We start from the raw sequence: 13,101 nt of genomic DNA, 5'->3' as shown, positions 1-13,101 counted from the left end.
TGTGAACAGAGGTGGAGAAACCGATCGTACCGAAACCGGAAAATGCCGCCCGGCGCGTGAACGCAGGGCGGCATTTTCCGAGCATCGACTACCTGAGATCAGGCGTTGAGCGCGTCCAGGATCTGGGTGCGCGCCTTCCACAGCTCGGCTCCCCAGTACGGCCAGGCGTGGATGCCGTTGGCCGGGAAGCTGTAGGTGGCGGGGATACCCAGCGCGCCCATGCGGATCTGGAATGCACGGGTGTTGGCGAGGGAGATCGCTTCGAGCGCCATGCCGTTGGCCGTGTTGTAGAAATCGATCGGTGCGGCCGGGTGATCGAACTGGCCGGGCAGGCCACTGGCTGCGGAGATGTACAGCGACAGACCCTGCAGACGCGGAGCGAAGACGAACGGGTCGTTGCGCAGCCACGCCGGGTTCCACGGCGGTCCCCACATGGAGTCGACGTTGAAGCGGCCCGCATCGAGCATCGCAACGCGGATGGCCTCACGCATGCCGGGCGCGGAGATGTTGAGGTAGCCCGAGAGCGAGCCGGCGAACTTGAACTGATCGCGGTGGTACGCGGCGAGCGTCAGAGCGGCCGAACCACCCATCGACAGTCCGAGAACACCGTTGTTGCTGCGCGAGACACCGTAGTTCTCGAGGAACGCCGGGAGCTCCTCGGTCAGGAACGTCTCCCACTTGTAGGTGACTTCCTGGCCGTTGAAGTTCGACGAGGTGTACCAGTCGCTGTAGAAGCTGGACTGTCCACCGACAGGCATGACGAGGGTCACGTCGTCGTTGGCGAACTGGTCCTGCGCGTTGGTCTCGAACGTCCACGCGTTGCGGTCGTCACGGGCACGCAGGCCGTCGAGCAAGTAGAGAGCAGCGTTGCCGCCGCGCGCCGCCCACTGCACCTGAACCTTGATGGGTCCCATCTCGGACGGAACGATCAGGTCTTCGCGGCCACCGGCAGGAGTCTGGTGCACGACGGGCGCAGGTGCCGCGACTGCGACAGCCCCGCCGACGACACCGGCCGCGATGGGCAGAACGAGCGCTGCTGCGCCGACGCCGAGCAGGCGCTGACGCCAGCGTGACGAGGCCTTCGGTGTACTGCTGAGGCCGGCAAATCGCATGCGGTGGTGCTCTCTTTCATCTACGCGGTCTCCGCTGCGGTAGCGGCCCCCGGCAATCGAACAGGGCGAACTGGTGGCCCCGTGAGGCCGAGGTGAAGCTCTGAGTCGGACAGGACCTGAGCCCCGAGAAACTGAGGTTCTGCTGAGAACAGGAGAACCGCTCGATGGAGGTTATTCCATCGAGCGGTTCCAAGGCAAAACTGTGATCACCGTCGCAGTTTCATCTCGCCGTTTCCCCGAAACAGGAGACTATCCTGCGTCGTCCCTGCTGAACAGCCCTGAAAAGTCGTGAGTTATCACTAAGGGCAGAAAAACGGGCGAAACGACCGAAATGTTCTGCGGACGGTCAATTACCGATGTTGGCGCTGAGATCCGGTGCCATGACGCGAATCTGCTCGCCCCAGTAGCCCCACTGGTGGGTACCGACGGCCGGGAACGCATAGGTGACGTTGTTGGCACCGATGCTCGCCATGCGGATCTGGAAGGCGCGACTGTTCGCCAAAGCGATGGCCTCGAGGCCCATGCCGTTGGCGGTGTTGTAGTAGTCGATGAAGCTCTGCGGGCGATCGAGACCGCCGGGCAGACCGCTACCCGCGAAGACCCACACCCGCGTGCCGTTGTCGCGCAGGCGGGGCGCGAAGACGAACGGGTCGTTACGCAGCCACGCCGGATCCCACGGCGGTCCCCACATCGCGTCGATGTTGTAGCGACCGGAGTCCAGCAGCGCCAGACGCATCGCTTCGCGCATGCCCGGAGCAGAGATGTTCAGGTAGCCGGACAGCGAGCCCGCGTAGCTGAACTGATCGGGGTGGTAAGCAGCGAGCGTCAGAGCAGCGGAACCGCCCATGGAGATGCCGATGACACCGTTGCGGTTGGGATTGAAGCCCAGCTGTGCGGCCAGGTTCTGGCGAAGATTCTGCGTCAGGAAGGTTTCCCACTTGTAGGTGGTCTTCTGACCGTTGAAGTTCGACGGTGCGTACCAGTCGGAGTAGAAGCTCGACTGTCCGCCGACCGGCTCGACGACGTTGATGTTGTAGGCGGCCAGCACTGCTCCGGCGTCGGTCTCGTGCTCCCAGCCCGAGATGTCGGTCGTCGCGCGGAGGCCGTCGAGCAGGTAGACGACGCGGTTGGTGTTGCCGTCCGCTGCCTTCCACACCCGGCTCTTGATCGGGCCCATGCTCGAGTCCGTCCAGAAATCCATGGCGTTTTGGTCGAATGCTGCGTTGGCAGTTGCGCCACCGCCGGCGACAGCCAATCCCAGTGGGAGGACCACCGCCATCAGCATGGACGTGGCGGCGCGGCGTCCCCATGACCCCGTTCGCTCGTCGCCCCCACGCTTACCCGCGGACCGGCTCTTCCATCTACCCAGCATGCACTCGACCTCTCAGCTGCTTCATCGTCTCATCGGTTACGCAATCAACGCGTGATCTCGCATGTTCATCATGTCTGTCGATCGGCCCTACAGGTCGTTCGCATACATATCCTTCGCACATGTCGCGCGAAGTACGTCCTCCGTTACACAATTGAGATAGCTCATCTTGGCGTCGAGACCAACTCGGCGCAACCCGGTGACTCTTTCGTGTCCGGACATCTAATTATCGGCTTTCAGAATCGGAGCCGGAAGATCACATCTCTGTATTTCGTATTTCGGCACTCGGTCGAATCGATATCCGGCGTAGAAGAACGAGCGTTTGAGGTTGCGCACGAACAGATCTTTTGTCAACGGCGCTCGGTACGACGTCATCAATTCCTCGGTATCGGGGCAGGTCAGTGCCACCTGAGCCTCGGTGACCCAATCCTCGTCCATGTACCAGGGCAGGAACGGGTGAACCGCGACCAGTCCCAGATCTGCGACGACCCAGTCCGGATAGAGGTTCTTGTCGTGCCCGATCCGGCCGTTCTCGAGCCGCTCGGTGTGCGACGCCAGCGGGTACGCCAGCCCCATCTGGTCGATGACCCGCACGTCGAGGCCGACGTTCATGCTGGTCATTCCGAGGTTGAGGAAGTACACGGTGTGACCGAACCCACCCTCGGGGATGGGTAGCGGCGGCGGCACGACGTCCCAGTAGGTGAATTGCGCCGACGGCAACAGCAGGCCGCCGTCGGGGGTGTCGTCGATCGCCTCGACCATCGCACGCATCCGCGGGTAGTCGAGGTAGTCCGTGGCCAGGATCGGGTGAGCGTGCCCGGTGTTGAGCGAGTAGAAGGCTCGTTCGTCGACGATGCCGCTCCGGCCGACGATCGAGCCCGTCGGCATTCCCGTCGTGTTCGCGGCCGCGAAGGCCCACACGACGATGCCGACCCAGATGACCAGATCGGCGATGAATACCGCCGACGCGCGGTCTGCGGACCAGCGTTTCGGCAGGGCGACGGGCAACACCGATATCGGTAACAACAGCGTGAACAATGCCGGGAGCAGCGTCCGCCCGTGCATGAAATCGCCGCCCACTCGAATGGCGTACACGGCGAGAACGAATCCACTGATCAGAGCGAACACGACGACGGCAGTGGGCGTCCGCAGTGCTGCGAACCAGCCGCCGAGCGAGCGGGGTAACGACAGTCGAATTCGCGATAGCGACAGCACCGCTCCGACGACGAGAAGTGCGAGCGGCAACCACAGTAGGTACGGCCCCACCAGATTGGACAGGTACGTGAACCCCTGCGCCCACTTGGCTCCGCCGGCATCCTTCGACACCGCGGTGTTGGGGTACGGCAGACCGTAGTACCCCATGCGCCAGATCTGGTAAAGCACCGGAACCGCACCGGCGACGGCGAAGACTCGGAACCTGGACAACCAGCTCTGCGGAGCCAGAAAGATCATCGCCAGTGCGAACACGGCCACGATCGACAGTTCCGGACGCACCAGCGGGCCGAGACCGGCGAAGAAAGCCAGGAACAGCAGTTCGACGCCACCGCCGCGGCGCTGGCCCCAGCGGACCATCAGCAACCACAGCGTTGCCAACCAGAAGATGACCAGGCAGGTCTCGAGCCCCGACGTCGCGAAATCGCGGGCGGGCGGAACCGCGATGTAGACCAGGACGCCTGCGGGAAGGAACAGAGTCCGCTTCGCGGTGCGGCCGCGAAGAGAGAACGTGCCGATCATCGCGATGACGACGGCAGCGGTGGACAGTACGAGCGCGATCGTCAGCACCACGTACTCGAGGCGTCCCTCGCTCAGCCAGCTGCCTGCGTACACGAGGTAGGTCCAGATGGTGCTGGTGTTGGTCTCGACCCGCTCGCCCGCGTTGAACACGGGACCGTTTCCGGCCAGCAGGTTGCGGACGGTACGCAGGACGATCAGGCCGTCGTCGGCGATCCAGCGTCGCTCCCACGCACCCCACAGGAACAACACTCCGGTGACCGCGGCCCCGACCCAGAAGACCGGCCTGGTCAGCGAGCCCCTAGCGAGGGCTTCTTCCCGTGTATCTCGCTGGTCAGGCGAGGTAGACAGCGACACCAACCACTCCGATCCACGCTATGGCGAGTAGCTGCAGAACCCTGTCTCCCAACGCGATCTCTTCGGGTTCGCCTGCCTCGCCGCCGTCTACGTCCACTGCGTATCGCAGGATTGCGATGGTAAACGGAATCATCGAGATGGCGAACCAGTTGGAGTCCGTTTCGGCGTCCTGTTGGAAAGCCCACAATCCGTAGCAGATGACGACGGCCGTGGCGGACAGCGTCCACACGAAGCGCAGGTACGTCGTGGTGTAGTTCTCGAGCGACTTACGGATCTTGGCCCCGGTGCGTTCGGCCAGTTGCAGCTCGGCGTAGCGCTTGCCGGCCGCCATGAACAGCGATCCGAACGCCATGATCAGCAGGAACCACTGCGAGAGCGGGATGGAGGCTGCGACACCGCCGGCGATGGCACGCAGCAGGAATCCGGACGAGACGATGCAGATGTCGAGCACGGCCTGATGCTTGAGGCCGAAGCAGTACGCCAGCTGAATGGCGATGTAGACGCCGATGACCAGCGCCAGCTTCCAGTTCGCCAGGAACGACAGGCCGATGGCGAGACCGAGGGAGACCACAGCCATCGCGTAGGCGAGGTTGACGGGCAGCACACCCGCGGCGATCGGTCGGAACCGCTTGGTGGGATGCGCGCGGTCGGCCTCGACGTCCATGGCGTCGTTGACGAGGTAGACGCCGGACGCGGCGAAGCAGAACACGACGAACGCCAGCGCGACGGACAGCAGGACGTCCTGCTCGGTGACCGAGCCGGCCGCGAGTGGCGCGGCGAGGACGAGAACGTTCTTCACCCACTGACGCGGGCGCAGCGCCTTGACGATGCCGTCCGCCAGATTCTTCGGCGGTGCGCCTACGGGTGCGGCATCCTCGCTCATTTGTCTCCTTCGAACTTCACGACGGCCGCAGCCGTCAACGCGCCTAGTGCCGATCCGGCCAGCACATCGGTGGGGTAATGGACTCCGAGCACCAAGCGCGAGAGCAGCATGGGTGGGACGAGGACCGCCGGTAACGGTAGCCCGGTCACACGGCCGAGGAGAACCGCGGCCGCTGTGGTGGATGTCGCGTGCGACGACGGGAAGCTCAGCTTGCTGGGCGTCGAGACGTTGATGCGCACGGCCGGGTCGTGGGGACGGGGCCGTCGCACGATGCGCTTGATGACGATCGACGCCGCATGGGAGCCGACGGCACCCACGGCGACCGATGCCCACTGCCGTCGCCGCGGTGCGTCGAGTGCAGCGCCGACGCCGGCGACCGCAACCCAGCCGAGAGCGTGTTCACCGAAGTGCGACATCCCGCGCGCGACCGAGATCGCGCCGGGCGCGCTGCCTACGGTGCTCTGAACCTTTTCGAGGATCCGCACTTCGGTCGGCGACTCGGCCTGGCCTTTACGCCTGGTAACGAAAGACACGTTCCCACGTTTCCTTACTGGTCAGGTGTGGCACGGCGTCGCGGTAGCGGGCCTTGAGTGCAGGGAATTCCGCTGCCAACTGCTTGCGCAACGACAGTGCTTCCTTGAGCAACGCCGCGGCCTGCGCGCGGTCTCGCTTGCGGTAGACGACGCCCCGGCCGTCGGCAGTGGTGACGGTGACGCCGTCCACCTGAGAGAGCAGAAACCAGCGGGCGTCGAGCGTCGGAACGTTGAGCTGCGGTCGGTCGTGGTGCTGCTCGTGTGCGGGTTTGACGTTGTGCAGCAAGCCTTTTGCCAGGCGGCGAACCTTCGAGATCGGGTTGGTCGGCTCGCCGACGGCTCCCACTTCTTCGCCCGAGGCCAGGGGCAGTTCCGTGGAGCTGCCGACGACGACGGCGTCGGGGAATTCCTTGCGCAGTGCGTGCACCGTCGGCAACGCCGTGGGGAGGATCTCGAGAATGTGCTCGGGGCCGGCCAGGAAGTCTCGGATAGCGAGGTTCTGAATCGCCACCGTCGAGTACTCGAGGCACAGCAGGTGCTTGACGGTGGCCTTGATCGTGTCCAGTACCAGGCCTTTGCCGTCACCGGGCATGTGCAGTGATGCGACCACGAGGCGGTTGCGGAGGTGGAAGTACGCCTGCCAGTCGATGGCGTCGTCCTTGTCGCTCCACGCCATGTGCCAGATCGCGGCACCGGGCAGGGTCACCGTCGGGTAGCCCGCTTCCCGTGCCCGCAGGCCGTATTCGGCGTCGTCCCATTTGATGAACAGCGGCAGTGGCTGCCCCAGTTCCTCCGCGACGACCCGCGGGATCATGCACATCCACCAGCCGTTGTAGTCCACGTCGATGCGTCGGTGCAGCAGTTTGCTGGTGCGCAGCGGGTCCTCGGAGAAGTCGTGGTCGTACTCGACGTTCTGCGCGCCCGTCCACATGAAGTTGCTGCGGTCGATCACTTCGCCCATGACGTGCAGGTGACTGCGCGCCTGCAGGTTCAGCATCTGGCCGCCGACGAGCGTGGGAACCTTGGCGAAACGCGACATCGCCAGCGCCCGCAGGATCGAGTCGGGTTCGATCTCGATGTCGTCGTCCATGAACAGAATGTGTTGGCAGGCAGTGTTGTTCAGCGCCTCGTACATGATGCGGCTGTAGCCGCCGGATCCGCCGAGGTTGGCCTGATCGTGGATGGCGAGACGACCACCGAGGGCGGCTGCGGCCTCGTCGAAACCGGGCTCGTCCTTGGCCTTGCGAGTGCCCTGATCCGGCATGATGACGGCCTGGATCACGTCGAGAACCAGCGGGTCCGAGCCGAGCGCCACAAGCGCTTTGACGGCATCCGTCGGACGGTTGAACGTGGGGATGCCGACGGCGACGGTCGCCTCACCCGGGGCGTCGATGGGCGCGTACCACCCTGCGCTCTCGAGGACCACCTCGGAATCGGAGGTGATGTCGAACCAGATCCAGCCGCCGTCCTCGAAGGGACCGAGGTCGATCAGAAACTCTTGTGCCGCATCGCCGTCCACGGCCTCGCGGCCTTCGACGTGGATGCGGGAGCTGTCGGCCTTGGAGCGGTACACGTCGATTCGACAGTGCCCGGACACCTCGACGCGCAGCACCACGGACGTCAGGATGCTGTAGCGACGCCAGTAGCTCGCCGGGAATCCGTTGAAGTAGGTGCAGAACGACACCTCGGACTCGGCACCGATATTGAGCGAGGTACGCGAAAGCGAATGTGCGCGTTTGGCGTTGGTCGTCGCTTCTTCGAGGTACAACGTGCGCACGTCGAGCGGCTCACCCGAACGGGGTAGCAGCACACGCTGCAGCAGCGACTTCCCGAGCACCGGTGCCACGTCCGCCACTCCATCCTCGAGCAGGTGCTTGGCGGTCACTTGTCGCCTGCCAGCGGTGCGCCGGTCTCGAAGTGCGGAACCAGGGTGTTGTCGTACATGTTCAGCGCGCTTGCGATGGCCATGTGCATGTCGAGGTACTGGTAGGTGCCGAGCCTGCCACCGAACAGCACTCCGCTCGAGGCCGCTTCGGCTTTGGCTCGGTCGCGGTAGGCCTCGAGCTTGGCGCGGTCGTCGGGGGTGTTGATCGGGTAGTACGGCTCGTCGCCGCTCTTCGCGAACCGGGAGAACTCGCGCATGATGACGGTCTTGTCGGTCGGGTAGTCGCGTTCGGGGTGGAAGTGCCGGAACTCGTGGATACGGATGAACGGGACGTCGTCGTCGTTGTAGTTCATCACCGGCGTGCCCTGGAAATCACCGACCGGAAGCACCTCGGTCTCGAAATCGATCGTGCGCCAACCCAGTTCGCCTTCGGAGTAGTCGAAGTAGCGGTCCAGCGGCCCGGTGTAGACGATCGGGGCGTTCGGGCTCTCCGCGACCAGCTCGTCGCGAACATCGAACCAGTCGGTGTTCAGGCGGACGTCGATCTTTTCGTCGCGCGTCATGTTCTCGAGCCACGCGGTGTAACCGTCGACCGGCAGACCCTCGTAGGTGTCGTTGAAGTAGCGGTTGTCGAAGGTGTAGCGCACCGGCAACCGGGTGATGTTGCCCGCGGGCAGCGTCTTCGGATCGGTCTGCCACTGCTTGGCCGTGTAGTCCCGGATGAACGCCTCGTACAACGGACGGCCGATCAGCGAGATCGCCTTCTCCTCGAAGTTCTGCGCGTCCTTGGAGTCGAACTCACTGGACTGGTCCTCGATCAGCGCCCGCGCCTCGTCCGGGGAGAAGAACTTTCCGAAGAACTGTGAGATCAGCCCCAGGCCCATCGGGAACTGGTACGACTGACCCTTGTGCAGCGCGAAGACGCGGTGCTGGTAGCTCGTGAAGTCGGTGAACTGGTTGACGTAGTCCCACACCCGCTTGTTGGAGGTGTGGAACAGGTGCGCACCGTACTTGTGGATCTCGATACCCGTCTCGGGCTCGGCCTCGGAGTACGCGTTGCCGCCCAGGTGGTGCCGCCGGTCGAGAACCAGAACACGCTTACCCAGCTGGGACGCCGCCCGTTCAGCCACGGTCAGTCCGAAGAACCCGGATCCGACGACGATCAAGTCGTAGCGGCCGGTCGCGGAGGCGTCGGAAGAGGTGGTCTCGGAGCTCACAGCAGTCACGGGCAACCAGGGTATCCGACGATCGTGACGGCTCCACCCCACCAGGCACCGCCCGGCGTCATTCGGCCAGGCGTCGAAGCAGGTACGTGTCCATCACCCAGCCGTGCGCCGCCTTGACCTCGTCGCGGGCTCGGCGGATGTCGGCGAGCACGTCGTCGAGTGGTCCCGCCACCAGCCTCTCGTCGACTGTGCCGAGGTTGGCACCCCAGTGGATTCCCCACCCCGCGCCGGTCAGCGCACTGCAGGCCAGGTTGCCGTCGAGCATGACCACGAGGTTGTCCAGCCCGGCGGCGACGTCGGCCGCCAAGTTTCTGCCGGTGGTGATGACGATCGGGCCGCCGATGCGGTTGAGCACGAGGCGGTGACTCGCAGCCAGCATGGACACGCTGGAGATGCCCGGTGTGACATCGAACTCGATGTCGCCGCGCAGCTCGGCTACGCGCTCGACGACGCGGATCGTGCTGTCGTAGAGCGCCGGGTCGCCCCAGACGAGGAAACCGACGACGCTGCCCTCGTCCAGGCCGTCGAGTACCTCGGCGTAGGCACGGGCCCGGGCGTCGTGCCAATCGAGAACCGCGTTCTCGTACTGCCGGGGTGACCGGTCACGCGGGGGGTCGGGTACCTCGATCACCCGGTAGCTGCCGCCGTGGTGTCGCGCGAGCAACGCCTGCCTGGCGGCGCCCAGATCGCCGACGGACGCGCCCTTGTCGGCCACGATGAAGACGTCCACGGACCGCAATGTGTCAACGGCCTGGACCGTGACCTGGTCCGGGTGTCCACCGCCGATGCCGATCAGATGGATCTTCACGAGCGGTCCCGGCAGGCGTCGTACAGATGCGATTCGACGACGACGCGACGAGCCAGAGCGGGCCCGACGAGGATTACTGCGGCCTGCCGCAGACCGGCGGCCTCCACCTGGTCGGCGATGTCGGCCAGGGTGCCGCGCAGCACGATCTCGTCGGGCTTGCTGGCATGGAAGACGACGGCGGCCGGGCAGTCCGAACCGTAGAACTGCGCCAGCTCGTCGGCAATGATTCGAGTGCGAGTGATGGCCAGATGCAGCGCCAACGTCGCACGCGTGGCGGCGAAGTTGGCCAGCGCCTCGGTGTCCGGCATGGCCGTCGAGCGGGCCTGCGCGCGAGTGAGCACCACCGATTGCGTCACCTCGGGAACGGTCAGTTCGACGCCCAACGTGGCGGCAGCGGCCGCGTAGGCGGGCACTCCCGGGGTGATGTCCCAGGGCACGCCGACGGCGTCGAGCCGCGCGGACTGTTCGGCGATCGCGGAGTACAGGGATGGATCGCCCGAGCACAGGCGCGCAACATCTTCCCCGCGTTCATCAGCCGCGACGAGTTCGGCGGTGATGGCATCGAGATCGAGCGTCGCGGTGTCGACCAGACGGGTGCCGGGCGAGCAGTGCTCGAGGATGGCGTCGTCGATGTAGGTGCCGGCGTAGACGCACACCGGGCTGGATCGCAGGAACTCGACGGCCCGCAGTGTGAGCAGGTCTGCCGCTCCGGGTCCGGCTCCGATGAAGTGCACAGTCACGGCGTGAAGCCTAGGTGGGCAGGAGTGGAGCCTGCGTAATGACCTGGGTGACATGTCCGACGCGCCGCGTCACCGGAACTACCGGCGATGGCTAACTGTCAAGCTAAGGTTTAGCCTTGTGTCTGATGGGACTCATGTTGCTGATGTGATTGTTGTTGCTCAGCAGTGGGAGATCCTACGACGCGTACCTACCACCAACCAGGGAGTACCGCCTTGCCGAACCGTCGAACGAAGCCGTCGATCGTTCTCGGTGCTGTCGCATTGCTCGCCGTCGCGACCCCGTTTGCGGTCGCAGGGCTGACCGACAGCACGACCACCGGAGTTCGACCGGCCAACGAGACAACCCCGGTCACCGTGCCGACGAAGATCGTCGAGACCGCGCTCAGCGCGGCCCCGGACATCGTGATTCCGCTGCAGGAGCTCACCGGCCTGCCGTTGCCCGATCTTCGGCTCTCCGATCTGAAATACCTGCCGTTGCCGGATTCCATCGTGATTCCGCCGATCCAGATCCCGGACATCCCCGGCCTGACGACGCCGGCACCGGGCGGTGCCACCGCGCAGGCACCGATTCCCCGGGTCGACGCCTCGGCGCCGGTCAATCCTGAAGCTGCCGACCCCACCGGACCTCCGCTCGGTGCGGCAGTCAAGGAGATCTCGCAGGACACCCCGTTCAGCATGGTCGCGCTGACTTCCGAGCAGTTGGGCGGCGCGAGCGCGCAGGTTCGTCGTCAGCTCGAGGACGGATCCTGGGGTCCGTGGCTGCAGACCGCGCCGGTGGACAGCACTGCCGACGACTCCGCTCCCGCCCCGGGCAAGCAGGGCACCGAACCGATCTTCGTCGGCCTGACCAAGGCCGTGCAGGTACTGCTGACGCCGCTCACGAGCAGCGCCGCGCCCGAAAGCTTTGCCACGCCCCCGGTTCCGGAGGTTCCGGTAGTTCCACTGCCGTCCGATGCGCCTGCTCCCGCCGTCGCGGAGCAGCCTCTCGGTTACACCCCGGCATCGTCGAGCAAGCCACTGCGCCAGCAGGATCCGGCTCCGCTCGATCCGGCCGCAATGGATCCGGCTGCGGCCGAGCCTGCACCGGCAGATCCAGCAGCGGATCCGAACCAGGCGAATTCTGCCGAGCAGTTGGCGGCGGCGTTGAACGACATCAGTGCCGTCCTCATCACGCCCGGCACGTCCCCGGCCGACTCGGCCCTCAGTGACCTCGCCACGCCGGTAGCCGGCGACGCCGGCCCCAACGTGATCACTCGCGCCCAGTGGGGTGCCGACGAGTCGATTCGTTGCGCCACACCGACGATCGACGACTTCATCGGCGGTGCCACCGTGCACCACACCGCGGGAAGCAACGACTACTCCAAGTCCGAATCGGCCGAGATCGTTCGCGCCATCTACGCGTACCACGCGCAGACGCTCGGCTGGTGCGACATCGGCTACAACGCCCTCGTCGACAAGTACGGTCAGATCTTCGAGGGCCGCGCCGGCGGCTTGGACAAGCCGGTCCAGGGTGCCCACGCAGGTGGCTTCAACGAGAACACCGTCGGCGTGGCCATGATGGGCGACTACTCCACCCAGGATCCGTCGCAGGAGACCATCGATTCGGTGGGCAAGTTCCTCGGCTGGCGACTCGGCAAAGCGGGTCTCGATCCAGAGGGAAGGACGACGATGACCTCCGAGGGAACGGATTTCACGTTCATCGGTAAGGGCAAGACCGTCGACCTGCCGGTGATCTTCGGCCATCGCGATGTCGGAAACACCGAATGCCCCGGCGATGCGGGTTATGCCCGTCTCGGCGAGATCCGCGACATCGCAGCAGCCAACCTCGGCGGAGGCGGAGACGCTACGCCCGCAGCACCGGATGCGACCGACACCACCCCCGATACCGCGGTGACCGATCCGGCACCGTCACGTCCGGGAACGGATGTCAGTTCGACTCTGGGAGAGAACATCCCGGCCTTGGTTGCCGAGTTGCAGCGTCTGGCCTCGACGAGCCCCGTCGCGCAGAAGTGGTTGTCCTCGGGCGGCGAGACCGGTGCGCTCGGCGCACCGATCAGCGGTCTGGTTCAGGTCAGTGGTGGCCGCGAGAAGGCACAGTTCGCGAACGGCGAGATCATCACCAACATGGCAGGCCAGGCTGTGGCCGTCATCGGCAAGATCTTTCAGCAATACCTGCAGCAGGGTGGCGTCGACGGCGTGCTGGGTCTTCCGCTCACCGACGAGTTCAAGGTGCCGGAGGGCTTCCGGACGGACTTCGAGAACGGTTCGCTCATCTTCAACGAGCTCACCGGCATCGTGACCACGGTGATCAAGACGTACAACGACACGTACAACGCAGAAATGCAGAAGCCGGTCGCTGCGCCGGTGGAACCAGCACCTGTTGTCGAGCCGGCACCCGCGCCGGAGCCTGCACCGGCAGGCTGAGCGTTTCCTACGAAAGGGCCGAGTCACCACGGT

At 65.2% G+C, this 13,101-nt stretch carries 10 protein-coding genes; 1 reads left to right on the top strand and 9 read right to left on the bottom strand.

What is annotated here, in order from left to right; all coding sequences use genetic code 11:
• Positions 1 to 98: 98 nt before the first annotated feature.
• From ACFI9K_RS19880 to cobM, 9 genes are all read right to left on the bottom strand, one after another.
• Positions 99 to 1,112 (bottom strand): alpha/beta hydrolase, encoded by a 1,014-nt coding sequence (locus ACFI9K_RS19880; protein ID WP_462665095.1) that lies wholly within the window; start codon positions 1,110 to 1,112, stop codon positions 99 to 101.
• Between the two features lie 346 nt (positions 1,113 to 1,458).
• A complete protein-coding gene (locus ACFI9K_RS19875; RefSeq protein ID WP_462665094.1) occupies positions 1,459 to 2,484 on the bottom strand; it encodes an alpha/beta hydrolase in 1,026 nt (341 codons plus the stop codon).
• A 219-nt stretch (positions 2,485 to 2,703) separates the two neighbouring features.
• Positions 2,704 to 4,569, bottom strand: coding sequence for a flagellar motor control protein ZomB (gene zomB / locus ACFI9K_RS19870; RefSeq protein WP_462665093.1), 1,866 nt, complete (start codon positions 4,567 to 4,569; stop codon positions 2,704 to 2,706).
• Positions 4,547 to 5,452, bottom strand: coding sequence for a decaprenyl-phosphate phosphoribosyltransferase (locus ACFI9K_RS19865; protein WP_462665092.1), 906 nt, complete (start codon positions 5,450 to 5,452; stop codon positions 4,547 to 4,549). The genes zomB and ACFI9K_RS19865 overlap by 23 nt, the downstream gene beginning before the upstream one ends.
• A complete protein-coding gene (locus ACFI9K_RS19860; protein WP_462665091.1) occupies positions 5,449 to 5,985 on the bottom strand; it encodes a phosphatase PAP2 family protein in 537 nt (178 codons plus the stop codon). The genes ACFI9K_RS19865 and ACFI9K_RS19860 overlap by 4 nt, the downstream gene beginning before the upstream one ends.
• Complete coding sequence (locus ACFI9K_RS19855; RefSeq protein WP_462665090.1) at positions 5,963 to 7,870, bottom strand: glycosyltransferase; 1,908 nt, start codon at positions 7,868 to 7,870, stop codon at positions 5,963 to 5,965. The genes ACFI9K_RS19860 and ACFI9K_RS19855 overlap by 23 nt, the downstream gene beginning before the upstream one ends.
• A complete protein-coding gene (gene glf, locus ACFI9K_RS19850) occupies positions 7,867 to 9,096 on the bottom strand; it encodes a UDP-galactopyranose mutase (RefSeq protein ID WP_462665089.1) in 1,230 nt (409 codons plus the stop codon). Before glf ends, ACFI9K_RS19855 begins: the two co-directional genes overlap by 4 nt.
• Before the next feature lie 58 nt (positions 9,097 to 9,154).
• The gene (gene cobF / locus ACFI9K_RS19845) at positions 9,155 to 9,904 is read right to left on the bottom strand and encodes a precorrin-6A synthase (deacetylating) (protein WP_462665088.1); all 750 of its coding nucleotides are present in this window, start codon (positions 9,902 to 9,904) and stop codon (positions 9,155 to 9,157) included.
• Positions 9,901 to 10,644, bottom strand: a complete 744-nt coding sequence (gene cobM, locus ACFI9K_RS19840) for a precorrin-4 C(11)-methyltransferase (protein ID WP_462665087.1) — start codon at positions 10,642 to 10,644, stop codon at positions 9,901 to 9,903. The genes cobF and cobM overlap by 4 nt, the downstream gene beginning before the upstream one ends.
• Before the next feature lie 213 nt (positions 10,645 to 10,857).
• Between cobM and ACFI9K_RS19835 the strand changes: the two genes are divergently transcribed.
• On the top strand, positions 10,858 to 13,068 hold the full coding sequence (locus tag ACFI9K_RS19835; RefSeq protein WP_462665086.1) for an N-acetylmuramoyl-L-alanine amidase: 2,211 nt from the start codon (positions 10,858 to 10,860) through the stop codon (positions 13,066 to 13,068).
• The last annotated feature ends 33 nt before the right edge of the window (positions 13,069 to 13,101 follow it).

Source organism: Rhodococcus sp. PSi06 (assembly GCF_054960675.1).
This window is presented reverse-complemented; position numbering and strand designations above follow the sequence as displayed.

What these genes read in the sequence shown, in the direction of transcription:
- ACFI9K_RS19880 (WP_462665095.1), bottom strand. Translation starts at nt 1,112, where the DNA reads ATGCGATTTGCCGGCCTCAGCAGTACACCGAAGGCCTCGTCACGCTGG.
- ACFI9K_RS19875 (WP_462665094.1), bottom strand. Translation starts at nt 2,484, where the DNA reads ATGCTGGGTAGATGGAAGAGCCGGTCCGCGGGTAAGCGTGGGGGCGAC.
- ACFI9K_RS19865 (WP_462665092.1), bottom strand. Translation starts at nt 5,452, where the DNA reads ATGAGCGAGGATGCCGCACCCGTAGGCGCACCGCCGAAGAATCTGGCG.